23 protein-coding genes are annotated in these 24547 nt (G+C 70.6%); 17 read left to right on the top strand and 6 right to left on the bottom strand.

The window, feature by feature from the left end; all coding sequences use genetic code 11:
* Positions 1–24: 24 nt before the first annotated feature.
* From hemC to RSP_RS11705, 3 genes are all read left to right on the top strand, one after another.
* Entirely contained in the window at positions 25–993 is a 969-nt protein-coding gene (gene hemC / locus RSP_RS11715) for a hydroxymethylbilane synthase (RefSeq protein ID WP_017139943.1), read from the top strand.
* 177 nt (positions 994–1170) lie between these two features.
* Complete coding sequence (locus RSP_RS11710) at positions 1171–1926, top strand: serine/threonine protein kinase (protein WP_011338410.1); 756 nt, start codon at positions 1171–1173, stop codon at positions 1924–1926.
* A gap of 434 nt (positions 1927–2360) precedes the next feature.
* Positions 2361–5108: a DUF2339 domain-containing protein gene (locus tag RSP_RS11705; RefSeq protein ID WP_011338409.1), complete on the top strand. Its 2748-nt coding sequence runs from the start codon at positions 2361–2363 to the stop codon at positions 5106–5108.
* Here RSP_RS11705 and RSP_RS11700 read toward each other — a convergent pair.
* The 5 genes from RSP_RS11700 to RSP_RS11680 all read right to left on the bottom strand — a co-directional run bounded on the left by RSP_RS11700 (position 5093) and on the right by RSP_RS11680 (position 9452).
* On the bottom strand, positions 5093–6031 hold the full coding sequence (locus RSP_RS11700) for an AEC family transporter (RefSeq protein ID WP_011338408.1): 939 nt from the start codon (positions 6029–6031) through the stop codon (positions 5093–5095). The two genes, RSP_RS11705 and RSP_RS11700, sit on opposite strands and share 16 nt — an antisense overlap.
* Complete coding sequence (locus RSP_RS11695) at positions 6028–6825, bottom strand: MBL fold metallo-hydrolase (RefSeq protein ID WP_011338407.1); 798 nt, start codon at positions 6823–6825, stop codon at positions 6028–6030. The genes RSP_RS11700 and RSP_RS11695 overlap by 4 nt, the downstream gene beginning before the upstream one ends.
* On the bottom strand, positions 6825–7622 hold the full coding sequence (locus RSP_RS11690) for a TatD family hydrolase (protein WP_011338406.1): 798 nt from the start codon (positions 7620–7622) through the stop codon (positions 6825–6827). The genes RSP_RS11695 and RSP_RS11690 overlap by 1 nt, the downstream gene beginning before the upstream one ends.
* An 11-nt stretch (positions 7623–7633) precedes the next feature.
* On the bottom strand, positions 7634–8746 hold the full coding sequence (locus RSP_RS11685) for a DNA polymerase III subunit delta' (RefSeq protein WP_011338405.1): 1113 nt from the start codon (positions 8744–8746) through the stop codon (positions 7634–7636).
* Between the two features lie 412 nt (positions 8747–9158).
* Positions 9159–9452, bottom strand: a complete 294-nt coding sequence (locus tag RSP_RS11680; RefSeq protein WP_009561845.1) for a hypothetical protein — start codon at positions 9450–9452, stop codon at positions 9159–9161.
* A gap of 267 nt (positions 9453–9719) precedes the next feature.
* Between RSP_RS11680 and ybgC the strand changes: the two genes are divergently transcribed.
* From ybgC to RSP_RS11610, 14 genes are all read left to right on the top strand, one after another.
* Positions 9720–10118 (top strand): tol-pal system-associated acyl-CoA thioesterase, encoded by a 399-nt coding sequence (ybgC, locus tag RSP_RS11675; protein WP_011338403.1) that lies wholly within the window; start codon positions 9720–9722, stop codon positions 10116–10118.
* 126 nt (positions 10119–10244) lie between these two features.
* The gene (gene tolQ, locus RSP_RS11670) at positions 10245–10943 is read left to right on the top strand and encodes a protein TolQ (RefSeq protein WP_002720852.1); all 699 of its coding nucleotides are present in this window, start codon (positions 10245–10247) and stop codon (positions 10941–10943) included.
* A 3-nt stretch (positions 10944–10946) separates the two neighbouring features.
* Positions 10947–11417, top strand: coding sequence for a protein TolR (tolR, locus tag RSP_RS11665; protein WP_002720851.1), 471 nt, complete (start codon positions 10947–10949; stop codon positions 11415–11417).
* Positions 11418–11427: 10 nt separating this feature from the next.
* Complete coding sequence (locus RSP_RS11660) at positions 11428–12672, top strand: cell envelope integrity/translocation protein TolA (protein ID WP_017139941.1); 1245 nt, start codon at positions 11428–11430, stop codon at positions 12670–12672.
* Between the two features lie 69 nt (positions 12673–12741).
* Positions 12742–14076, top strand: a complete 1335-nt coding sequence (gene tolB, locus RSP_RS11655) for a Tol-Pal system beta propeller repeat protein TolB (RefSeq protein WP_002720849.1) — start codon at positions 12742–12744, stop codon at positions 14074–14076.
* Positions 14077–14160: 84 nt separating this feature from the next.
* The gene (gene pal, locus RSP_RS11650; protein ID WP_002720848.1) at positions 14161–14709 is read left to right on the top strand and encodes a peptidoglycan-associated lipoprotein Pal; all 549 of its coding nucleotides are present in this window, start codon (positions 14161–14163) and stop codon (positions 14707–14709) included.
* Positions 14710–14713: 4 nt separating this feature from the next.
* Positions 14714–15538 (top strand): tol-pal system protein YbgF, encoded by an 825-nt coding sequence (ybgF, locus tag RSP_RS11645; protein WP_011338401.1) that lies wholly within the window; start codon positions 14714–14716, stop codon positions 15536–15538.
* Positions 15538–16776 (top strand): tRNA lysidine(34) synthetase TilS, encoded by a 1239-nt coding sequence (tilS, locus tag RSP_RS11640; RefSeq protein ID WP_011338400.1) that lies wholly within the window; start codon positions 15538–15540, stop codon positions 16774–16776. Before ybgF ends, tilS begins: the two co-directional genes overlap by 1 nt.
* 78 nt (positions 16777–16854) lie before the next feature.
* Complete coding sequence (gene ftsH / locus RSP_RS11635) at positions 16855–18756, top strand: ATP-dependent zinc metalloprotease FtsH (RefSeq protein ID WP_002720845.1); 1902 nt, start codon at positions 16855–16857, stop codon at positions 18754–18756.
* A gap of 566 nt (positions 18757–19322) precedes the next feature.
* Complete coding sequence (locus RSP_RS11630; RefSeq protein WP_043763983.1) at positions 19323–19949, top strand: hypothetical protein; 627 nt, start codon at positions 19323–19325, stop codon at positions 19947–19949.
* An 80-nt stretch (positions 19950–20029) separates the two neighbouring features.
* Positions 20030–21703 carry a formate--tetrahydrofolate ligase gene (locus tag RSP_RS11625; protein ID WP_002720843.1) on the top strand — a complete coding sequence of 558 codons (1674 nt, stop codon included), beginning with the start codon at positions 20030–20032 and terminating at the stop codon, positions 21701–21703.
* A 74-nt stretch (positions 21704–21777) separates the two neighbouring features.
* A complete protein-coding gene (locus tag RSP_RS11620) occupies positions 21778–22095 on the top strand; it encodes a chorismate mutase (RefSeq protein ID WP_009561857.1) in 318 nt (105 codons plus the stop codon).
* The gene (folD, locus tag RSP_RS11615) at positions 22092–22982 is read left to right on the top strand and encodes a bifunctional methylenetetrahydrofolate dehydrogenase/methenyltetrahydrofolate cyclohydrolase FolD (RefSeq protein ID WP_011338398.1); all 891 of its coding nucleotides are present in this window, start codon (positions 22092–22094) and stop codon (positions 22980–22982) included. Before RSP_RS11620 ends, folD begins: the two co-directional genes overlap by 4 nt.
* 114 nt (positions 22983–23096) lie before the next feature.
* Positions 23097–23816 carry a LytTR family DNA-binding domain-containing protein gene (locus RSP_RS11610; RefSeq protein ID WP_011338397.1) on the top strand — a complete coding sequence of 240 codons (720 nt, stop codon included), beginning with the start codon at positions 23097–23099 and terminating at the stop codon, positions 23814–23816.
* Here RSP_RS11610 and pdeM read toward each other — a convergent pair.
* Positions 23780–24466: a ligase-associated DNA damage response endonuclease PdeM gene (gene pdeM, locus RSP_RS11605; protein WP_011338396.1), complete on the bottom strand. Its 687-nt coding sequence runs from the start codon at positions 24464–24466 to the stop codon at positions 23780–23782. The two genes, RSP_RS11610 and pdeM, sit on opposite strands and share 37 nt — an antisense overlap.
* Positions 24467–24547: the final 81 nt, after the last annotated feature.

Raw genomic sequence — 24547 nt, 5'->3', positions numbered from 1 at the left:
CAATATGGGGAGTTGTCAGGGCAAATGGACAGCGCTAACCAAATCGGCATGACACACTCCATGCCCACCCCCGCTGAACCCCTCAAGATCGGCACGCGCGGCTCGCCGCTTGCGCTGGCTCAGGCCTACGAGACCCGCAGCCGCCTGTCGGCCGCCTTCTCGCTGCCGGAAGAGGCATTCGAAATCGTGGTCATAAAAACCACAGGTGACAAGGTCTTGGACCGTCCGCTCAAGGAGATCGGCGGCAAGGGCCTGTTCACCCGCGAGATCGAGGAGGCCCTGCTGTCGGGGGGAATCGACATCGCGGTCCATTCGATGAAGGACATGCCGACGCTTCAGCCCGAGGGGCTGATCCTCGACACCTACCTCCCGCGCGAGGACACGCGGGATGCCTTCATCACCTTCGCCGAGGGGGGGCTGGCGGATTTGCCGCAGGGGGCCACGGTCGGCTCGTCGAGCCTGCGCCGCCGCGCGCAGCTGCTGAACAAGCGGCCGGACCTGCAGGTGGTCGAGTTCCGCGGGAACCTCCAGACCCGTCTGAAGAAGCTGAACGACGGGGTGGCGCGGGGCACCTTCCTCGCTATGGCCGGGCTGAACCGGCTGAAGATGAACGAGGTGCCGCGGGTGCCGATCGAGTCCGAGGAAATGCTCTCTGCCGTGGCGCAGGGCGCCATCGGGATCGAGCGCCGGACCGACGATCCGCGGGCGCAGGAGATGCTGGCCGCGATCCACGACGTGCCCACGGGGCACCGGCTCGCGGCCGAGCGCAGCTTCCTTCTGAAGCTCGACGGCTCGTGCGAGACGCCGATCGCGGGGCTCGCGATCCTCGAGGGCGATCAGCTGTGGCTGCGCGGCGAGATCCTGCGGCCGGACGGGTCCGAGTCGATCTCGGGCGAGATCCGCGGTGCGATCGCGGATGCGGCGGCCCTCGGGTCCGAGCTGGCCTCGGAGCTTCTGGGCCGGGCGCCGGCCGACTTCTTCAGCTGGCGTTGAGCCACACGGGCATGGATGGGGGGCGGCCTTCGGGCCGCCCCTTTGCCTTGAGGCGGCCGCGGTGCGGCAGCCTCCGCGACAGTTTCTTGCGCGGGTGCGGCAACAGGCTCTCTCGGCGGGTGGCGATCCGCTGCTAACCTCGGATCATGACGGCACGGTGCCGCCGGGGTAGTTGCCATGTCCCAGGTCGATGCAGCCCTTCCCTCCGACCCCTTCGCCACGGCGATCCGTGCCGGGCTGGCCGAGCCGCCGGTGCGCGTCCGGCCCCTGCCGCTGCCGGACGGAAACCAGCTCTGGCTGAAGCGGATCGAGGACCTCACCCACCGCGCCTGGCAGCGCAAGGGCGACATGCGCCGTCTGCTCCGGCGCGAGCGCGAGGCATTCCTGCGGCTGGCCGAGGCGGGTCTTCCCGTGGGCCGGCTGGTCGAGGGCGAGGGCGACTGGCTCGTGACGCGGGACGCGGGCGCGAACCTGCGCCACCTCCTGCGCTCGCCCGACGTGCGGAGCCGCGAGCGGGCGGCGGCCTTCGCGGCGGCCGGCGAGGCGCTGGCGCGGCTGCATCGGGCGGGGATCACCCATGGCCGGCCCACGGTGCGGGCGATCTGCTGGGACGGTGCCGAGGTCCGCTTCATCAGCCTCTCGCGCTGGGGCGACCGGCGGCGCAGGCGGCATTTCGCGCTCGACGTGATGATCTTCATCCATTCCTGTCTCTGCGCCGACCGTACGTCGCACGATGTGCTGGGCGTGGCGCTGACGGCCTATCTCGCCCACGCGCCCGAGGGCACATGGCGGGCGGTGCGGCGGATGGCCATGCTGATGGGCATGATCGCCCCCGCGGCCGCGGCCCTGCGGCTGGCCCGGCCCGGCTCGCGCGAGTTGAACGCGCTGCCGCTGGCGCTCGCCTATGTCACCGAAAGGAAGCGCCGGCCCTGAGGGGACCGCCCGCTGGGGAGGGTTTGTCCGACTGGCGGGCCCGCGGAGGCTCCGCACCCGGGCCCAACCGTGCTTCTCGGGTCGGACTGACGCTCAGCCCCGGCGGTCTCCCTGTCCTGCATGGCCAAGGCCGCCATGCCAGATCCGCCCGCGCAAGCGGTGCCCCGGCATTGCCGGGCGCGTGGGGGGGCGAGCCGATGGTCGAGACTGTTTCGTCGGCGCGTGCGGTCGCGCCGGGACGCTGGTGCCGGAGACGCGCCGCTGAAGGGCGCTGCCGGCAGCGCGCGGGCGGGGCCGGACCCCGAAAGCGCGGGGCGCGGATGCCACCGTCCGCCATCCCTCGGAAAGGCCGGTCTTTTATCACAACGATGCCCCTGCCCATCCGCTGAGATCCGTGGCATCGTGCCGCGGACGGACGAGCAGGGGAGGGCGGCGTGAACGAGGATTTCTTCATCCTGATGGGGGTGCTCCTAGCCGCTGTCCTGTTGGCCACGCCCATCGCGACGCTGGTTCTGACCCTGCGCCAGCGCCGCCTCTCGGCCCGGGTGGCGAAGCTCGAGGCAGCGCTCGAGGCGGCTCTGGCGGGACCGGGACCGGCTCCTGCCGAGGCGCCGCGCGCAGAGCCTTTGCCTCAGCCCGAGAGGCCGCCTGCCGACATGATCGAGGCCGTGGGGCCCTGGGTCCGCGCCGGGCGTCCGGCCGTGCCGCCGTTGCCCGAGGCGACTGAGCCGCGCGAGACCGCTCGGTCCGAACCCGGCCTGCCGGGGCCTGCCTCCGGCGATCTGCCGCCGCCCGACCGGGCAAGGCCCGAAGGGCCCGGGCGGATTGCGGCGCTGTCGCTCTGGCTGCGCAGCAACTGGGCCTTCACCCTCTCGGCCGTGTCGCTCGCGCTCGCGGGGATCTTCTTCGTGCAATACGGGATCGAGCAGGGGCTCCTGCCGCCCGCGCTCCGTGTGGCGGCGGCCGTCGGCTTCGGCGGGGCGCTGGTGGCGGCGGGCGAGTGGATCCGCCGCCGCGGCGGCGACGGCGAGGAGGCGCCGGCGCTTCTGCTGCCCTCGACCTTCTCGGCCGCGGGGCTCGTCTCGATCTACGGCGGGATCGTCGCGGGGCGGCTCCTCTACGGTCTCTACGGTCCGGAACTGACGCTGGTGGGGCTGGTGGCCACCACGCTCGGGGCGGTGCTGCTGGGCTGGCGGCACGGGCCGTTCCTCGCCGCCATGGGGCTGGTCGGGGCGGGGGCTGCGCCGTTCCTCGTCGCGGGCGGGCAGGGGGCAACGGCCGCGCTCTATCCCTATTACCTCCTCGTGGCGTTCCTCGGCCTCGCGGTCGATGCCTTCCGCCTCTGGCGTTGGGTGTCGGTGCTGGCGCTGGCGATCGGCACCGGGGGGGCCTTCCTCATGTATCTGGGCGGCGCGGGGCAGGGCGGCTGGGCGCTGACGCTCGGGGCCCTCGTCCTGCTCGCCGTCGTGGTGCCGGGCCGGGCGCCGGTGCCGGAACATGCCGCACCCGCGCCGAGCGAGCGGCTGACGGCGGTTCTCCTCGCGCGCGGGGCCGACGCGGGGCCGCGCCTCTCGGTCCCGGTCCGGCTGGCGCTCGGCATGGTGGCAGCGGCTTCCTTCGCGCTCTGGTACACGGTCGAGGGCTTCTGGTCCTTCGGGACGCTCGCCGCGCTGGCCGTGGGCCTCGTCGTCCTCAGCCTGCGGGCGCCGGGGATCGGCGATCTGGCGCTGCTGCCGGCGGCGGCCTTCCTCCTGCGGCTCTGGACGGACCTCTGGATGGCGTCGCAATTCACGGGCCTCGCGCTCGGAAGCCGCCCGCCCGAGACCTCGCCGCCCGCCACGGCCACGGCGCTTCTGGCACTGGCCGCCGTCATGTCGGTGGCCTTCGCGGGGCGCGCCTTCGGATCCGTCCGCCGTCCGCTGGCCCTCGGGGCGGTGCTGACGGCGCCGGTCGCCGCGGCCCTCCTCGAGTTCCGCTGGGCGCCGGGGCTGGTGCTCGGCTCGCTGCCCTGGGCGCTGCATGTGATGGCGGTCGCGGCCCTCATGACCTGGTTCGCGGTGCGCTGGTCGCGGCTCGAGGATCGCCGGCCGATGGCCTGGGCGATCCTCTCGGCGCTCGCGTCGGTATCCCTCGCGCTCTTCCTTCTCCTCGATGCGGCGGCGCTGACGCTCGCGCTGGCGGTGCTGGTCGTTGCCGGGGCCTGGCTCGACCGGCGGCTGCGGCTCGTCGAGATGGGCTGGTTCCTGCAGGCCGGCGTGGCGGCCATCAGCTACCGGCTGGTCGTCGATCCGGGCCTCGTCTGGGCACGCTTCGCGCCGGCCCTGCCGATGCTTGCGGCCTTCGCGGGCGCCATCGCCGCGGTGGTGGGGGCGCGCCGCCTGCTGCCGCCCGAGCGGCGGCTCGAGCGCGCCGTGGCCGAGAGCGCGGCCGCCGCCTGGGCCGCGCTTCTGGTGAATGTGCTGCTCACCCGCCGCTTCCCGCTGATCGACCCGGTCGAATCGGTGAACACCCACTGGTTCCTGACCCTGCAGGCGCTGCCATGGCTGGTCGTGGCGGGGGCGCAGCTCTGGCGGATCGGGTCCGGCGGCCGGATCGACCTCCTCCGCCGGATCGTGGCGGCGGGGGCCTTCGCGCTTGCGCTGATGCCGCTGGGGCTCGCCGTGACCACCGCGAACCCGCTCGGCGCCGGGCTGCGGGGCGAGATCCTTGGCCTGCCGATCCTCGACACGCTGCTCCTCGCCTATGCGCTGCCCGGGGCGCTGTTCCTGCTCGGGGCGCGGCACCTGCCGGGCCTAGGCCGGCTGCAGTCAGCGCTCGCGGCCCTCGGAGGCGCCTTCCTTCTCCTCTGGGCGGTGCTCGAGATCCGCAGGCTCTGGCACGGGCCCCGGATCGACGCGCCGGGCGTGCTTCAGGGCGAGCTCTACAGCTACACGGTGGCCCTTCTGGCGGGGGGCGCAGTGCTCCTCTGGCAGGCCGTGCGCCTGCGCTCGGAGCTGCTGCGCCGGCTCGCCATGGCGGTTCTCGCGCTCACGGTGGCCAAGGTGTTCCTCTGGGATGCGGCGGGCCTTTCGGGCCTCGTCCGGGTGCTGAGCTTCTTCTGCTTGGGCCTCGTGCTCGCGGGCATGGCCTGGCTCAACACGATGGTGCGCCGGGCGATGGCGGGGGATCAGGGCAGGAGCTGAAGCCAGAACCAGGTGGTGAGGATCGAGGCTCCGGTCGCGATCAGCACCGCCGAGGCGGTCACGCGCTTGGCCACGCCGTAGAGGTTCGAGAAGAGATAGGCATTCACGCCCGGCGCCATCGCCGAGGTGATGACGGCCGACCGGATCTGTGCCGTGTCGAGCGAGAAGAGATGCCGGCCGAGCAGCCAGACCATGGCGGGGTGGACCATCAGCGACAGGGTCGCCACCATGCCGATCAGCTTCATGTCGCCTTCGGGGCGGTAGCGCACGAGCACGCCGCCCAGCCCGAAGAGCGCCGTGGGCAGCGCGGCGCGTCCCATCATCTCGACCGCCGCCGACAGAGCGCCGGGCAGCGTCACGCCCGTGAGATTTACCAGAAAGCCCAGCGAAATGCCGATCACGAGCGGCTGGCTGAAGATCGCGGTGACCACCTGCCGCGCGAGCCGCGGCTTCGAGAGGCCGAGCCCGTGCGAGCGCACGAGCTCCATCAGCGTGATGCCGAAACCGTAGAGGAGCGGCGAATGGATCGAGATGATCGCATAGTTCGCGGCCAGCGCGTCGGGGCCGTAGGCGCGCTCGGTAATGGGCAGGCCCAGGAGCAGCGAGTTGGAGAAGAAGCAGGCAAAGCCGATGGCCACGCAATCGGCCAGCGCGCGCCCGGCGAGGAACCGCGCGGTGGCGAAGCCCAGGGCAAAGCAGGTGAAGGCGCCGGCATAGAACGAGACGAACAGGCCGAGGTCGTAGTTCGCCGCCAGATCGAGCCGGGCAATCGAGGCGAAGAGCAGGCAGGGGACGGCGAAGTTCTGCGCGAAGCGCATGATCGCATCCACCGTGGCCTCGGCAATGAGGCCCGCCCGCGCGACGGCATATCCGAAGCCGATGACGAGGAAGACCGGCAGGATGACGTCGATCAGCGCGCTCATGCCGCGAGGTCGAAGGTCAGCCCGTCGTAAGCTGGCACGATATGAGGCGGAAGCTCGGCCGCCAGCGTGGCATAGTCGAGGTCGATGTGCATGTTGGTCAGGATCGCCCGCTCCGGCCGGGCGCGCGCGATCCAGTCGAGCGCGAGGGCGAGATGGGCATGCGTCGGATGCGGCTTGCGGCGCAGCGTGTCGAGCACCCACATTTCGAGCCCTTCGAGATGCAGCCAGGCCTCCTCGGGGATCGCCACCACGTCGGGCAGATAGGCCATGCCATCCACGCGGAAGCCGAGCGCCTCGGTGGGTCCGTGGCTCACCTGGAACGGCTGGAGCCGGATCGTCCCGCCCGCTCCCTCGACCTCGAACGGCCCCTCGATCGTGTTCAGATCGAGGATCGGCGGATAGAGCGAGCCCGCGGGCTGGGCGAAGGCATAGCCGAACCGCGTGAGCAGCGCATCCTGCGTGACCGGATCGGCCCAGACCGGCAGGCGCTTCTGCATGTTGAAGACGATCTGGCGCAGGTCGTCGATGCCATGGACATGGTCGGCATGGGCATGGGTCCAGGCCACGGCGTCGAGCTCGCCCACGCCTGCGTCCAGAAGCTGCGGATGCATGTCGGGCGAGGTGTCGATCAGCACCCGCGTCGTGCCGCCCTCGGCGATCCGCTCGACCAGCAGCGAGCAGCGGCGGCGGCGGTTCTTCGGCTCGGCCGGGTCGCACGCGCCCCAGAGCCCGCCGAGCCGCGGCACGCCGCCCGACGAGCCGCAGCCCAGGATGGTGCAGCGCAGCCGCGCCATCAGGCGGCGGCCTTCGCGAAGAGCCGGTCGAAATTGGCCGAGGTGGCGGCGGCGAAGTCGGCGAGCGAGAGGCCGAAGACCTCGGCCCCCTTCGCCGCCGTATGGGCAGTGTAGGCGGGCTCGTTGCGCTTGCCGCGGAAGGGCGGGGGGGCAAGATAGGGGCTGTCGGTCTCGAGCAGGATGCGCTCGAGCGGAGCCGCGGCGAAGATCGCCCGCAGCTCGGCCGATTTCGGGAAGGCCGCAATCCCGGACATCGAGAGGTAGAAGCCCAGATCGAGCGCGGCCTGCGCCAGCTCCGGCCCCGACGAGAAGCAGTGCATCACGCAGCCGTAGGCGCCCGCGCGATGCTCCTCGGTCAGGATGCGCGCCATGTCGGCATCCGCATCGCGGGCATGGATGATGAGCGGCAGGCCCGTGCGCCGCGCCGCCTCGATATGGATGCGCAGGCTCTCCTGCTGCACCGGCGCGCTGTCGGGCGTGTAATGGTAGTCGAGCCCGGTCTCGCCGATGCCCACGAATTTCGGATGGGCGGCCAGCGCCACCAGCTCCTCGACGGTGGCCATGGGCTCTTCGGCGGCGCTCATCGGATGGGTGCCCGCGGCGTAGAAGACGCCCTCGTGCGCCTCGGCGATGGCGCGCACCCGCGGCTCGTGGCGCAGACGGGTGCAGATCGTGACCATCCGCGTGACGCCGGCGGCGCGGGCGCGGGCGATCAGCGCCTCATGCTCGCCGTCGAAGTCGGGGAAATCCAGGTGACAGTGGCTGTCGACGATCTGCGGGGGCGTTTGGGAGGTCATCAGGCTTACCTTCAGGCGAGCTGAGCCGCCGTCTCGTCGATCCTGAGCACCATATCCATGAGAAGGGCGGCAGGGTCAAGGTTGACCGCCCGGCCGCGCCGCGCGCGGTTGCCGAGCGACTGGGCGAGATCGGCCCAGAGCCGCGCCGCGCGGGCGTCGGGCGCGAGCCGCGCGATCAGGTCGGCCTCGCCCGGCACGGCCTCGGGCGGCAGGAGCCGCAGCGTGCCCGCCCGCGCGAGCCGCGCGAGGAAGAGGTCGATCAGCGTGAGCATCAGCTCGAACTGCGGCTCGGCGCCCTTGCCCGAAGCCGCATCCGCCAGCGCCACGAGCTTCGCCCGGTCGAGCCGGGGCAGGGTGGACAGAAGCCCCACCAGCGCCCGGTAGAGCTTGACCCCCTCAAGGTTCGCCACCCGGATCGCCTCGCCCGCCGAGCCGCCCGCAAGCTCGGCCAGAGCCGCGGGATCGTCCGCCTCGACCCCCGCCGCGGCGAGGGCGCGCGCCATGTCCTCGGGCGCAAGGGGGGCAAGGCGCAGCTCGCGGCAGCGCGAGCGGATCGTGGGCAGGAGCCGCGAGGGTTGGTGGCAGACCAGCAGGATCGTGACGCCCTCGGGCGGCTCCTCCAGAAGCTTCAGCAGCGCATTGGCGGCCGAGACGTTCATCTCGTCGGCCGGGTCCACGATGGCCACGCGCCGCCCTCCGTCGGCCGCGGAGAGGGCGAAGAAGGCCTTCATCCGCCGCACCTCCTCGACGGTGATCTGGGTCTTCAGGCGCTTGGCCTTCTCGTCCCACGCGCGGCGGAGGAGGAAGAGGCGCCCCTCGGCCAGCGCGCTCACGCGCCGCGCGACCGGATGGTCGGGATCGATGGCGAGGCTGTCGGGCGGCGGGGCGGCGAAGAGCCCGTCCGCCGGCGGCGTGGCCAGAAGGAACCGCGCGATGCGCCAGGCGAGCGTGGCCTTGCCCACGCCGAGCGGCCCCGTGATGAGCCAGCCGTGATGCAGCCGCCCCGAGGAGAAGGCCGCAAGGAACTCGGCCTCGGCCCGCGCATGGCCGAAGAGCGCCTGAGTCTCGCGCGGGTGGGGGGCACCCTCCACGCGGTCGGGCTCGGGGATCTCGTCCTGCGCCATCGCATCCTCTCGACCTCGGCGGGCGCCGGCCGCAAGGGGCCGGGTAGACCGGAGGTAGGCCGAGCACCGGGCCGATTGCAACCCTCCTGCGCCGCGCGGCCGGCCGGAAGCGGGGCGCAGGCCGTGGGGCGGAGATGTCGGAAGGCCGGAGGCTCCGCGCCTTCGCCGGGTCTGGGGCAGGCGGCCGCTGGGGCAGGGGGCGCGTCACCCGAAGGACGGCGGCAGCGGCGTCGGGCAGGGCATCCGGGGCAGGGAGAGCAGGATTCGGGGGCCTGGGTCAGCCCGGTCGCGTCGGCGGGCTGCCGCGGGCTCGCTCATCCGTTCAGCGAGGGGCCTGCCACGGGCCGCCGGATGACGTGGCCGGCCCGCTGGCCGGCCGCTCGGGCCCCGAAGGGTCAGCGTCCCTTGTCGATCAGAACTTCATCCCGACCATCTTGCCGAGCTCGTCGTAGCTCATCAGCTTCTTCGGCCGGAAGAGATCGAGCAGCGCGTCGAAGGCCGTCGTGTCGAGCTCGGCGAGCTGGCCGAAGATCTCTTCGTTGGTCGGCAGTTTCTTCGGCGTCATCGAGTCGAGGATGTCGGTGAAGCCCATCGCCTTGGCGTCGCCCAGCTGGGCGCCCTTGCCGAAGATTTCCTCATTGGTGGGCAGCTTCTTCGGCGTCATGTCGGCCAGCATCTGCGACATCGCCTTTTCCATATCAGACATAGTGCTCTCCTCTAACGGGCATTAGAACTCATGATCAGACGCGCAACACGCCTCGGGATGATGCGGATGCACCTGCGGAACCGAAGTTAGCATGTGCCGCGGCTTCCTCACGCACAAACGCGCGCGGGAAGGTGCGGCATACACTCGCACCGCATGGAAACGGGCGCCCGGAGGCTCAATTTCAGCAGGAAATTCCGCGCCTTCCTTGCGGCGCCGGCAGCTTCGCGTTAGCCCCTCCGGAAAGCGCCATCCTGCCGGGAGATGCCCATGTCGCACCGTTTTGCCCTGCGCGTCTACTACGAGGACACCGATCTCGCGGGAATCGTCTATTACGCCAACTATCTGAAGTTCATCGAGCGGGCCCGCAGCGAATGGGTGCGCGGCCTCGGTGTCGATCAGGCGCGGCTGCGCGCCGAGAGCGGGATCGTCTTCGCCGTCCGCCGCGTCGAGGCCGACTATCTGCGCCCGGCGGTCTTCGACGACCTTCTGGAGGTCGAGACGCGGCTCGTCGAGACGGGCGGCGCGCGCATCCTCCTCGATCAGGAGGTGCGCCGCGGTGAGGAGCGGCTTTTCGCGGCCCGCGTGGTGCTCGTGTGCCTCGCCGCCGACGGGCGTGCGGCGCGGCTTCCGGCGGAAGTCCGCCAAAAGCTTGTGCAGGCGGCCTGAAGCCCTGCAAAAGCAGCAGGTGGCGCAGCTTTGCCACTTGACGCAGATGTGTTGGCAATCCCTCTAAAAGCCGGATAGAATCGGCGTTAAGAACGGCCCGCAGAACGGCCCCCAGAGAGCAGGCAGATGGAAACGGAAACCCTCGCGATGGCGCAGGAGATTGATTTCTCCATGCTCGCCCTCTTCGCGCGCGCAACGCTCACCGTGAAGTTCGTGATGATCCTTTTGATCGTCATGTCCTTCTGGTCGTGGGCCATCATCGTCCGCAAGCACCTCCTCTACCGGCAGGCCCGGCGCGAGGCGGCGATCTTTGACCGCGCCTTCTGGTCGGGCGAGCCGCTGGACGAGCTCTTCGAGCGTCTGGGGCCGCAGCCCGAAGGCGCCTCCGAGAAGATCTTCGCGGCCGGCATGCTCGAATGGCGGCGCAGCCACCGCAATGACGGCGGCCTGATCGCGGGCGCGCAGTCGCGCATCGACCGCTCGATGGGCGTGGCGATCGACAAGGAGAGCGAGACCCTGAACTCGGGCCTGTCCTTCCTCGCCACCACCGGCTCGACCGCGCCCTTCATCGGCCTCTTCGGCACGGTCTGGGGCATCAAGCATGCCTTCGAACAGATCGCGATCTCTCAGAACACCAACCTCGCCGTCGTGGCGCCGGGCATCGCCGAGGCGCTGCTGGCCACCGCCTTCGGCCTCGTCGCGGCCATCCCGGCCGTGGTGTTCTACAACAAGCTCAACGCGGACTCCGAGCGGATCATCGGCGGCTACGACGCCTTCTCCGACGAATTCGCGACGATCCTGTCGCGTCAGCTGGACGCGGCCTGATCCATGGGTGCGGGCGTCATCAAGAAGGGCGGCGGAGGGCGCCGCGGCCGGCGTCGCGGCCAGTCGGCCGCCATGTCCGAGATCAACGTCACGCCCTTCGTGGACGTGATGCTGGTGCTGCTCATCATCTTCATGGTGGCGGCGCCGCTTCTCACGGTGGGCGTGCCGGTGAAACTGCCCGAGACGGCCGCCAATGCGCTGCCCACCGAGCAGGAAGAGCCGCTGACCATCACCATCGCCGCCGACGGGCGCCTGATGATCCAGACCACCGAGACCGGTGAGGCCGAACTCATTCCCAAGCTTCAGGCGGTGGCGGCCGAGCGGACCTCGAAGAAGGTCTTCCTGCGCGCCGACGGCTCGATCCCGTACGAGCGCGTGGCGCAGGTGATGGGCGCGCTCAACAAGGGCGGCTTCCAGGACATCGGCCTCGTGACCGATGTGGGCGGCCCCACCTTCGGCGGAAACGGCGGCTAGGCCAACCGGGATGGACAAGGGAGTCATCATCTCCGGCATCGGGCACTTCAGCCTGATCGTCTGGCTGTTGCTCGGCGACTGGTTCTTCCAGCCCGATCATGCGCCCGAGGTGGCCGTGACTTCCGTCTCGCTCATGACGAGCGAGGAGTTCGACGCCATGACCTCGGCCGCGACCCAACCGTCCGACACGCCGCCCACCCCCTCGGCCGAGGCGCCGCAGCCCGCGCCGCCACCCGAGGAGGCCGAGCCCGTGCCCGCGCCGGAACCCGTGGCCGAAGAGCCGCCGCCGCCCGCGCCCGAGCCGCGCCCGGAGCCTGCGCCCGCGCCGGATGCGGCCCCCACCGCGCCCGAGATCGCGCCGGTGCCCGAGCCCGAGATCGCCGAGGCGCCGGAGCCGGTGGCGCCCGTGGCCGAGGTCGAGCAGCCGATCCTCGTGCCGGAAAGCTCGCCGCGCCCGAAGCCGAAGCCCGCGCCCCGCGTGGCACCGACGCCCGCCGAGGCGCCGGAGCCCGAGGCCGAGGTGGCCGAGGTGCCGACGCCCGCGGTCACGCCCGACGCCGAGACCCCGGCCGAGGAGAAGGTCGAGGAGAAGCCCCCGGCCGCGCCCGAGGAGGCCACGACCGAGATCGTGACCGAGGCGACCGAGACGGAGGAGGTGGCCCAGCTCGCCCCCACGAGTTCGATGCGGCCCAAGGTGCGCCCGCAGCGCGCCCGCGCCCCCGAGCCCGCCGAGGAAGAGCCCACGCCCGCCTCGAGCCGGACCGAGACGGCCGAGAAGCCTGCCGACAAGCCCGCGGAGAAACCGGCCGAGAAGCCCGCAGCCCAGAAGCCCCGCAAGGACGAGGCCTCGATCGACGCGGCGCTGGCCGAGGCGATGGGCGGCGGCGAAGAGCCTGCGGCCGAGAAGCCCGCCTCGCCCGCCCGCTCGGGCCCGCCCGTCACCAGTGGCGAAAAGGACGCGTTCCGCGTGGCCGTGCAGCAGTGCTGGAACGTGGGCGCGCTCTCGAGCGATGCCCTTTCGACGACGGTGACGGTGGCGATGAGCCTGTCGCAGGACGGAAAGCCCGATGCCGGCTCGATCCGCATGATCGAGTCGAGCGGCGGGACGGATGCAGGCGCGCGGCAGGCCTTCGAGGCGGCGCGGCGGGCCATCATCCGCTGCGGCGCGCGCGGCTTCCCGCTGCCGCCCGAGAAGTACGACCAGTGGCGCGAGGTCGAGATGGTGTTCGATCCCAGTGGGATGCGGATGAAATGACCCCGTGCCGCGCCTATGTCGCCGGGCCCCGCGCCCGGCCCCACGGAACCCGGAGAGCATGAGGACTCCATGACCCTGTTCAGAACCCTCGCCCCGATGGGCCTGGCCCTGGCGCTGCTGCTGCCCGCAGCCGTGCCCGCCGCAGCCCAGCAGGGGCCGCTGCGCATCCAGATCACCGAGGGGGTGATCGAGCCCTTGCCCTTCGCGGTGCCCGACTTCGTCGCCGAGAACGCGGGCGCCTCGGAGCTCGCGCGCGACATGGCGCGGGTGATCGCCTCGGACCTGTCCGGCACCGGCCTCTTCCGTGAGATCCCGGCCTCGGCCCACATCAGCCGGGTGACGAGCTTCGAGGCCCCCGTGGCCTACGGCGACTGGAAGGCGATCAACGCGCAGGCGCTCATCACCGGGTCGGTCTCGGCCTCGGGCGACCGGGTGGTGGTGAAGTTCCGCCTCTACGACGTCTTCTCGGACCAACCGCTGGGCGAAGGGCTGCAGTTCGCGGGCTCGGCCTCGGGCTGGCGGCGCATGGCGCACAAGGTGGCCGACGTGGCCTACAGCCGGATCACCGGCGAGGGCGGCTATTTCGACAGCCGCGTGGTCTTCGTCTCGGAATCGGGGCCGAAGAACGCGCGCGCCAAGCGGCTGGCCGTGATGGATTACGATGGCGCCAACGTGCAGTATCTGACCGACTCCTCGTCGATCGTGCTGGCGCCGCGCTTCTCGCCCACGGGCGACCGCATCCTCTTCACCTCCTATTCGACGGGCTTCCCGCGCATCTATCTGATGGATGTGGGCTCGCTTGCGACCCGCGGCCTCGCCGAGCAGCCGGGCACCATGACCTTCGCCCCGCGCTTCGCCCCCGACGGGCGCACCGTGGCTTTCTCGCTCGAGCAGGGCGGCAACACCGACATCTACACGCTCGACACGGGCAGCGGGACGCGCCGGCAGCTCACCAATTCGCCCTCGATCGAGACCGCGCCCTCCTATTCGCCGGACGGCAGCCAGATCGTGTTCGAGAGCGACCGCTCGGGCGGCCAGCAACTCTACATCATGCCCGCGGGCGGCGGCGAGCCGCGGCGGATCTCGAACGGCGCGGGCCGCTACGGCACCCCGGTCTGGTCGCCGCGCGGAGACCTCATCGCCTTCACCAAGCAGCATCAGGGCCGCTTCCACATCGGCGTGATGCGCACCGACGGCTCGGAAGAGCGGCTGCTGACGGCCTCGTTCCTCGACGAGGGCCCGACCTGGGCGCCGAACGGCCGCGTGCTCATGTTCACCCGCGAGGGCGCGGGGGCGGGCGGGCAGCCGGCGCTCTATTCGGTGGATATCTCGGGGCGGAACCTGAAGAAGGTGCCGCTCAGCGTCCCGGCCTCGGATCCGGCCTGGTCGCCGCTCCTGCCGTGACATGACATGCCGGCCGCCGTTCCCCGCGGCGGCCAAACCTGTTACCTTCGGCCGCACTGCGCCCGATCTGCGAAGGACATTTCCATGACCCATCTTCCGAAGGCCCTGATTCTCCTGGCGGCCCTGGGCCTTGCCGCCTGCAACAATCCCGACCGCTACGGCGCGGGCGGGGCCGGAGGGGCCGGCGGCACGGGCGGCTATGGGTCGGGCGGCTACGGCGCGGGCGGCATCGACAGCCAGGGTCTCGGCGGGCCGAACGATCCGCGCTCGATCGCCTATTTCCAGCAGACCCTCGGCGACCGGGTGTTCTTCACCGTCGACCAGAGCACGCTGAACGATGCGGCGCGCGCCACGCTCGACACCCAGTCGCAGTGGCTGATGTCGAACGCCGACTATGCGATCATCATCGAAGGCCACGCGGACGAGCAGGGCACGCGGGAATACAACCTCGCCCTCGGCGCCCGCCGCGCCTCGGCGGTGCAGGACTACCTGATCTCGAAGGGCATCGCGCCGTCGCGGATGAAGACCGTCTCCTACGGCAAGGAGCGCCCGGTCGAGGTCTGCTCGACCGAGGCCTGCTACTCGAAGAACCGCCGGGCCGTGACGGTGCTCTCGATGGGTGCGGGGGTCTGATCCCATGCGCACCCTGATCCTCGCCGCCGCGCTCGCGCTGGCGCCGCTGTCGGCGGCGGCGCAGGATCGCGCGCAGACGCTGGCCGACATCAAGGCCGAGATCGCCGCCCTTCAGGGGCAGTTCAACGACCTCAAGCGGGAGCTGGTCTCGACCGGCGCCGCCACCTCGGGGGCGGCGGGCGGGTCGGCCCTCCAACGCATGGATGCGATGGAGGCGGCCATCGCGCAGGTGACCGCCAAGGCCGAGTCGCTCGAACTGAAGATCAACCGCGTGGTCAGCGACGGCTCGAACCGCGTGGGCGATCTCGAGTTCCGCGTCTGCGAGCTCGAGGAGGGCTGCGACATCGGCGCCATCGGCGAGACGAAGCCGCTCGGCGGGGAAGCCTCGGCGGCGCCCGCGCCCACCCCTGCGCCGGCCCCGGCGGCCGATCCTGCCGGCACCTTCGCCGTCAACGAGAAAGCCGACTTCGACCGGGCCCAGGAGGTGCTCGGTCAAGGTGACTTTCGCACCGCCGCGGACCTCTTTAAGACCTTTGCCGAGACCTACACGGGCGGGCAACTGACCTACGAGGCGCATTATCTGCGCGGCGAGGCGCTGAGCCGGCTGGGCGAGACGGCCAATGCGGCGCGCGCCTATCTCGAGAGCTTTTCGGGCGATCCCGACGGGCCGCGCGCGCCCGAGGCGCTGCTGAAGCTCGGCCGGGCGCTCGGCGACCTGCGCCAGACGCCCGAGGCCTGCGTGACGCTGGCCGAGGTGGGCACCCGCTTCCCGGGCAGCCCGTCGGCGGCCGAGGCGGCCACGACCATGCAGGGGCTCGGCTGCAGCTGATGCCGCTGCGCGAGCGGTTCCTGAGGGGCCCGGGGCTGCGCGAGACGCGGGCCCTGGGCCTCGCCGTTTCGGGGGGCGGCGATTCCATGGCGCTGCTGCATCTCGCGGCCGAGGCGGGGATCGCCACGCGCGCGGTGACGGTGGATCACGGCCTGCGGCCCGAGGCCGCGGACGAGGCGCGCGCGGTGGGCCGCGTCTGTGCAGACCTTGGGGTGCCCCACGACATCCTGCGGTGGGAGGGCTGGGACGGGCGCGGCAACCTGATGGATCAGGCGCGGCGCGCCCGGCTGCGGCTGATCGCGGGTTGGGCGCGGGGGGCCGGGCTCGAGGCGGTGGCGCTCGGCCATACGCGCGACGATGTGGCCGAGACCTTCCTCATGCGGCTCGCGCGCGGGGCAGGGGTCGACGGTCTCGCCGCCATGCAGGCGGTGCGGCGGGCCGAGGGAATGGTCTGGCTGCGCCCGCTGCTCGGGATCGGCCGCGAGGAACTGCGTGCGGATCTGCGCCGCCGCGGCGCCAGCTGGATCGAGGATCCCTCGAACGACAATCCCGCCTTCGACCGGGTGCGGATGCGACAGGCGATGGAAAGCCTTGCCGACCTCGGCCTCCGCCCCGAGCGGCTGGCCGATGTGGCGGGCCATCTGGCCGAGGTCCGCGATGCGCTCGATCTGCAGCTCCGCGAGGCCGCCGGACGCCTCGCGCGGGTGGATCGCGGCGATGTGGTGCTGGCGCCCCCCGTCCTCGAGCTTCCGCCGGAGATCCTGCGCCGGCTGCTGCAGGCCGCGCTGCAATGGGTGGCGTCGGCGGAATATGGTCCGCGGGGGCCTGCGCTCGGCGAAGCCATGCGCCGCGTCTTTGATGGGACGACGGTCACGCTCCACGGATGCCGGCTGGCGCCCCGCCGAGAAGGGCTGCGGATCGGCCGGGAATGGCAGGCTGTCCGGTCCGTCGTGGCGGCCGTGGGAGAGCGCTGGGATGGCCGCTGGGATCTGCAAGCTCCGGGAGGGGCGGACTTTTCCACCGACGGGCTCGAGACCCGAGCGCTCGGGCCCGAGGGTCTGGCCCGCTGCCCCGACTGGCGGGCCTCGGGCCTGCCGCGGCCGAGCCTTCTCGCCGCGCCGTCCGTCTGGCGCGGCGATGCGCTGGTGGCGGCCCCCCTCGCGGGACTGTCGAACGGCTGGACGGCCGTCGCGCACCCCCTGCAAAATGGGGATTTTCTTTCTCTACTATCGCATTGAACGGCCCGCGCTTATGTCTATCTTATGCCGCAATGACCTGCGGGTGGTCCCGCGGAGAGACTCTGCAAGGAGACATTTGTGGGCAACGCGCGAAATATCGCTTTCTGGGTGGTCCTGTTTCTGCTGATCCTGGCGCTTTTCAACCTGTTCAGCGGCGGCCAGACCACCAGCAGCTCGCGCACCATCTCCTATTCCGATTTCATCGCCCGGGTGGACAATGGCGAGGTTTCCTCGGTCACGCTCGACGGCGAACGGGTAATGGTGCGCGGCAAGGACGGCACGCAGTATGTGGCGATCAAGCCGCAGGGCGAAGAGGTGACAGACCGTCTGATCAATCATGGCGTGGAAGTGCGTGCCGAGGCGCAGGAGCAGTCGGGCTTCTTCTCGCTGATCTCGCTCTGGCTTCCCTTCCTCGTGCTGATCGGCATCTGGATCTTCTTCATGAACCGGATGCAGGGCGGCGGGCGCGGCGGGGCGATGGGCTTCGGCAAGAGCCGGGCCAAGCTTCTGACCGAAAAGCAGGGCCGCGTCACCTTCGACGACGTGGCCGGCATCGACGAAGCCAAGGAAGAGCTGGAAGAGATCGTCGAATTCCTGCGCAACCCGCAGAAATTCAGCCGTCTCGGCGGCAAGATCCCCAAGGGCGCGCTGCTCGTGGGCCCGCCCGGCACCGGCAAGACGCTTCTGGCGCGTGCCATCGCGGGCGAGGCCGGCGTGCCCTTCTTCACCATCTCGGGTTCGGATTTCGTCGAAATGTTCGTGGGTGTCGGTGCCTCCCGTGTCCGTGACATGTTCGAGCAGGCCAAGAAGAACGCGCCCTGCATCGTCTTCATCGACGAGATCGACGCCGTGGGCCGCGCCCGTGGCGTGGGCATCGGCGGCGGCAACGACGAGCGCGAGCAGACGCTGAACCAGCTTCTGGTCGAGATGGACGGGTTCGAGGCCAACGAGGGCGTCATCATCGTCGCGGCCACCAACCGCAAGGACGTGCTGGACCCGGCGCTGCTGCGCCCCGGCCGCTTCGACCGCACGATCCATGTGCCGAACCCCGACATCAAGGGCCGCGAGAAGATCCTGTCGGTCCATGCCCGCAAGGTTCCGCTGGGGCCGAACGTCGACCTGCGCCTGATCGCGCGCGGCACGCCGGGCTTCTCGGGCGCCGACCTGATGAACCTCGTGAACGAGGCGGCGCTGCTCGCGGCCCGCGTCGGGCGGCGGTTCGTCACGATGGACGATTTCGAGAATGCCAAGGACAAGGTCATGATGGGGGCCGAGCGGCGCTCGATGGTCCTCACCGCCGACCAGAAGGAGAAGACCGCCTACCACGAGGCCGGTCACGCCATCGTCGGTCTGAACCTTCCCAAGTGCGACCCGGTATACAAGGCCACGATCATCCCGCGGGGCGGTGCGCTCGGCATGGTGGTCAGCCTGCCCGAGATGGACCGGCTGAACATGCACAAGGACGAGGGCAAGCAGAAGATCGCCATGACCATGGCGGGCAAGGCGGCCGAGATCATCAAATACGGTGAAGAGGCGGTCTCCTCCGGCCCGGCGGGCGACATCCAGCAGGCCTCGGCGCTCGCGCGCGCCATGGTGATGCGCTGGGGCATGTCGGACGTCGTCGGCAACATCGACTATGCCGAGGCGCATGAGGGCTATCAGGGCAATACCGCGGGCTTCTCGGTCTCGGCCGAGACCAAGAAGATGATCGAGGCGGAGGTGAAGCGCCTGATCGACGAGGGCTACCAGACCGCTTACCGGATCCTCACCGAGAAGTCGGAAGAGTTCGAACGTCTGGCCAAGGGCCTCCTCGAATACGAGACGCTCACCGGCGACCAGATCCGCCGTGTGATCGCGGGCGAGCCGATCGACTCGGACGACGATGCCGACCGTCCGGTGGGCGGCGGCTCGGTGGCCGCGATCCCGAAGACCCGGCCGAAGGTCATCAAGGCGGATGGCGGGCTCGAGCCCTCCGTCTGAGCCGACCCCCCGGGAAGCGACTTGGAGCCCCGAAGCCTGCGAAGGCTTCGGGGCTTTCCTTTGCGCCCCGCGCTGGATCTGCGCGCGGGTGCCGGAGCTGCCGCCCGGACCTGCGGTCGGCGACGGAGCCATGGGCCCGGCGCCCCCACATCCGCTGGCCGGGCCGGGATCTGATCGATCTCCACGCCTCTGGTCGAGGCGGGAATGGGGAGCATGCGGCGCTGCGAATGACGGGCCTCCTCTCGCCCTTCGGCCAAGTCGCTCCCGGCTACGGAGCATGTCCCATCCTCCCGGACCCGCCGAGGCGGCCATTCGGTCTGCCGCGTCGCGGAAGCGACGGCAATCCGACCCTTGCGTGTCTTGCTCCGGAAGAGGGCCGGAGCCATCGTCTCGGGCTGCAAGGCGGCCCTTGCCGCGGCCCATCCCTTGTGGTGGGACGGCAACGCGCTCTTTCCTTTCCGGCGCATATTCATCATTTTGATACAATCGCCCCGGCCCGGGCGCTGGTGGTCCGGGTCAGGGTATCCGTCCCGTCCCGCCTCTTGCTGCCCCGTCTGGAAAGATCCTTGAGCTTTACTCCTCCGACCGTCCTTGCCGTCTCCGCGACGGCCACCCTTGCGGCCCTTCTCGGCAATCTCGTCTTCCTCGACGACCTCGACCTCTTCTTCAAGGAAGGCGAGGGGGTCGAGCTTCTGACCGTGGTGCTTCTCGGCGCGGCGACGTTCCTGTGGTTCGAAATCAAGGGACTGCGGCGCGGCCTTGCGAGCTGGCATGTGCCGGTGGCGCTCCTGCTGATGGCCGCGCGCGAGCTCGATTTCGACAAGAGCCTCACCGAGCACGGACTTCTCAAGCTGCGCACCTATACAGGGGCCGGCGGCTGGACGGACAAGGTGATCGGCGGGCTTCTCATCCTGCTGATCCTCGTGGTCCTCGTGCGTTTCCTGCGCCGGAACCTGCGCGACTGGCTGGCGCGGCTTCTCCGGGCGGAGGCGGGCGCATGGTGGCTCTTCGCGGGCCTCGCCTTTGCGGCCGTGGCCAAGACCATCGACGGCATCGACCGCAAGCTCGCGCCCTTCGGCATCGACGTTCCGCGCGAGATCGGCATGCGGGCGGGCCGGATCGAGGAGGTGCTCGAACTTGCCTTTGCGCTCTGTTTGATACAGGCGATCGCCCATATTCGACGAACGGCCTAGCCGGGTCGGCTCGACCTTCTTCCTGCCCGGCGCTAGATCCGTCGTGGGGAGACGATCACGCAAGGCCTGAGGGAGGTTCCATGGCTGTCCAGACCGATATCGAGATCGCGCGCGCGGCGCGAAAGAAGCCCATCCAGGAGATCGGTGCCGGGCTCGGCATCCCGGCCGAGGCGCTGATCCCCTACGGTCACGACAAGGCCAAGGTCGGACAGGGCTTCATCCGCGGGCTCGAGGGTCGGCCGGACGGCAAGCTCATCCTCGTGACCGCGATCAACCCCACGCCCGCGGGCGAGGGAAAGACCACGACGACGGTCGGTCTCGGCGACGGGCTGAACCGGATCGGCAAGAAGGCGGTCATCTGCATCCGCGAGGCCTCGCTCGGGCCGAACTTCGGCATGAAGGGCGGGGCGGCGGGCGGCGGGCGCGCGCAGGTCGTGCCGATGGAGGATATGAACCTCCATTTCACCGGCGATTTCCACGCGATCACGGCGGCGCACAACCTGCTGGCGGCCATGATCGACAACCACATCTACTGGGGCAACGCGCTGGAGCTCGACGCCCGGCGCATCACCTGGCGGCGGGTGATGGACATGAACGACCGCGCGCTGCGCGACACGGTGGTGAACCTCGGCGGCGTGGCGAACGGATTTCCGCGCCAGACGGGCTTCGACATCACCGTGGCCTCCGAGGTGATGGCGATCCTCTGCCTCGCGGACGATCTGGAGGATCTCGAACGCCGTCTCGGCCGGATCGTCGTAGGCTACCGGCGCGACAAGAGCCCGGTCTATTGCCGCGACCTGAAGGCCGCAGGCGCGATGGCCGTGCTGCTCAAGGATGCGATGCAGCCGAACCTCGTGCAGACGATCGAGAACAACCCGGCCTTCGTCCATGGCGGACCTTTCGCCAACATCGCCCACGGCTGCAACTCGGTGATCGCCACGCGCACGGCGCTGAAGCTGGCCGACTATGTCGTGACCGAGGCGGGCTTCGGGGCGGATCTCGGGGCCGAGAAGTTCTTCGACATCAAGTGCCGGCTGGCGGGGCTGAAGCCCTCGGCCGCCGTGGTCGTGGCCACGGTCCGGGCGCTCAAGATGAACGGGGGCGTGGCGCGCGAGGATCTCGGGCGCGAGGATGTCGCGGCGCTCCGGCGCGGCTGCGCGAACCTCGGGCGGCACATCGCCAATGTGAAGGGCTTCGGCGTGCCGGTCGTGGTGGCGATCAACCATTTCACCACCGACACCGAGGCCGAGATCGAGGCCGTGCGCGCCTATGCGGCGGGGCAGGGGGCAGAGGCGTTCCTCTGCCGCCACTGGGCGGAAGGCTCGGCCGGGATCGAGGATCTGGCGCAGAAGGTGGTCGAGCTGGCCGAGACGCCCTCGATGTTCGCGCCGCTCTATCCCGACGACATGCCGCTTTTCGAGAAGATGGAGACCGTGGCACGTCGCATCTATCACGCACATGACGTGATTGCCGACCATGTGATCCGCGACCAGCTGCGAACATGGGAGGAAGCGGGATACGGGGCGCTGCCGGTATGCATGGCCAAGACGCAATACAGCTTCACGACCGATGCGGCGATCCGGGGCGCGCCCGAGGGGCACTCCATTCCCATCCGCGAGGTGAGGCTGGCGGCCGGCGCGGGATTCGTCGTCGCGATCTGCGGCGAGATCCGCACCATGCCAGGCCTGCCGAGCCAGCCCGCGGCCGAACTTATCCATCTGGACGAAGAGGGACGGATCGAAGGCCTCTTCTGACGGCGCGTTTCGCCCCCTTGACCTCTGGTGCCCCGTGTCTGAAACCGGGGCCGGACCCAGAAGCGAGGACCAAGGTGCGAGCCCCGGAAGATTGCCACTCGATGGAAGACCTGCGCGCGATGATCGACGCGCTCGACGCGAAGATCGTCGGGCTCATGGCGCAGCGCGCGGGCTACATCGACCGTGCCGCCGAGATCAAGACCGACGTGGGCCTGCCTGCGCGCATCGACTCGCGCGTCGAGGAGGTGGTGCGCAATGTCCGTGTGCGCGCCATGGCCGAAGGTCTGGATCCGGCCCTGATCGAAACGCTCTGGCGCATCCTGATCGACTGGTCGATTGCGCGCGAGGAAGAGGTTCTGGGGCCCGACGCCCCGCAGGAGGGGACGGAATGACGGCGAAGCGGATCGACGGCAAGGCCTTCGCGGCGGGCGTGCGCGCCCGGGTGGCCGAAGAGGTGGCGCGGCTGAAGGAGGGGCACGGCATCGTGCCGGGCCTCGCCGTGGTCCTCGTGGGCGAGGATCCCGCGAGCCAGGTCTATGTGGGCGCCAAGGGCAAGCAGACGGTCGAGGTGGGCATGGCCTCGTTCGAGCACCGGCTGCCCGCCGGGACCTCCGAGGCGGAACTTCTCGCGCTGATCGACCGGCTGAACCACGACCCGGCCGTGCACGGCATCCTCGTGCAGCTGCCGCTGCCTGCGCATCTGAATGCGGATCTCGTCATCAATGCGCTCGATCCGGCCAAGGACGTGGACGGGTTCCACATCTCCAACGTGGGCCGTCTCGGCACCGGGCAGAAGAGCATGGTGCCCTGCACGCCGCTCGGCTGTCTGATGATGCTGCGCGATCATCTGGGTGCTCTCTCGGGGCTGAATGCCGTCGTGGTGGGCCGCTCGAACATCGTGGGCAAGCCCATGGCGCAGCTCCTGCTGGGCGAGAGCTGCACGGTCACCATCGCCCACTCGCGGACCCGGGACCTCGCCGCCGTCTGCCGCGGCGCCGACATCCTCGTGGCGGCGGTGGGCCGGCCCGAGATGATCACCGGCGATTTCGTGAAGCCGGGCGCCACGGTCATCGACGTGGGCATCAACCGGATCGAGCGCGACGGCAAGACGAAGCTCGTGGGCGATGTGGACTATGCCTCCGCCGCCGAGGTGGCGGGCGCCATCACGCCGGTGCCGGGCGGCGTGGGGCCGATGACCATCGCCTGCCTGCTGGCCAACACGCTGACCGCCTGCTGCCGTGCGAACGGCCTGCCCGAGCCGCAGGGCCTGACGGCCTGACGCCCGCGGCGGCGCACAAGGGGAGTCCGTCCGCCTGCGTCACACGGCGGAGTTGATCGGGCGGTCCGCGTCCTGTAGCGACGGACCGTTCGTTCAGGTTTTGCGGAGGCTTCCTTGTCCGTCTCGCGCCCTTACGCCGAATGTCTTGCCGCCCCTCTTCCCTGGATCGTCTGGGCTGTGACCTCCGTGGGCCTCGCCGTGTCCGGCCCCTTCGGCAGTTATCAGGCCGTCGCCCTGCCGGAGCGTCTTCTGGTCTGGAGCGCACTGGCCGCCATCACCCTCGGGCTCGGGCTGGCGCTCCGCGTCTGGTTCGCGGCCGTGGGCCTGCGCGATCTGAAGCGGGGGGCGGGCCTCGCGCTCGCGGTGGCCGGGGTGCTTACGCTGCCGATCTGGTGGCTGATGCAGCTGGCCTTCGGACCCGAGGCCCCGAGTGCCCTCGAAGTGGCGCCCGCGCTCTTCTGCGCGGGGCTGGGCCTTTCGTCGGTCCGGCTCGGCGCCCGGCCGCAGCCCGTGCCGGACGGGCAGCCGCGGCTCCTGCAGCGGATGGAGCCGGAGCTCAGGGGCGCGCTGGTCTCGATGACGGTGCGCGATCACTATGTCGACGTGGTGACGAGCGCCGGGCTCTCGAGCCTTCTGCTGCGCTTTTCGGACGCCATGGACGAGACCGAGGGCGTGCCGGGGGCGCAGGTCCACCGCTCGCACTGGGTGGCCTGGTCGGCGGTGACGGGAACCGAGCGCGAGCCGGGCAAGCTCTTCCTGCTGCTCAGCGACGGCAGCCGCATCCCTGTCAGCCGCGCTCACCGCGCGAAGCTGGAGGAGCGCGGCCTCGTCTGAGGCGCGCGCCGCGGCATCGGCAGCGGGATCGCCTTGGCGCCGGTCAGGATCGCGAGGGCGCCGGGCTGCATCAGCGCCACCAGTGCGGGATCGTGGCACCAGAGCCCGCCGGTATAGGCGCCGTAGGCCGGCAGGATCAGCCGCCGCCCGTCGAGGAGAAAGCAGGGCCGGGCCCGCCCCGCCAGCGCGCATTTCGGATGGTAATGGCCCGAGACCTCGGCCTCGCCCTCCGCGATATGGCGGAAGGTGAGGGGGCCAAGCACCGCGGTCGCCCGGTGGCTGCCGCCGCAGGCGGTGGGTGCCGGATCGTGATTGCCGAGGATCCAGATCCAGTCGCGCCCCGTCATCAGCCGCCGAAGCCAGAGCCGCTCGGGCTCGGCCAGTCCGTCGGCCGCGGCCCCGTCGTCGAACGAATCGCCGAGGCAGAGGACGCGCTCGGCCCCCGTGGCCTCGAGATCGGCTTCGAGGCGGGCGAGCGTCGCCTGCGTCTCGTAGGGCGGCAGGAGCGTGCCTCCGCGCCGCGCCAGCCGCTCGGCCTTGCCCAGATGCAGGTCCGAGACGCAGAGGAGCCGTTCCGCAGGCCACCAGAGCGCGCCCGAAGGCAGCGCCGTGAGCCGCACACCGGCGAAGAAGAAAGCATGTCCGTTCATGGCCCGTTCCTGTCCGATCCGCGGCTCTCGCGCAAGCCCCAGCGTGAGGGGGAGGCGGCGCCTGCGCGCCCCGCGGCTGGC

This window comes from Cereibacter sphaeroides 2.4.1, assembly GCF_000012905.2.
In the GTDB taxonomy this organism is placed as follows: Bacteria; Pseudomonadota; Alphaproteobacteria; order Rhodobacterales; family Rhodobacteraceae; genus Cereibacter_A; species Cereibacter_A sphaeroides.
This window is presented reverse-complemented; position numbering and strand designations above follow the sequence as displayed.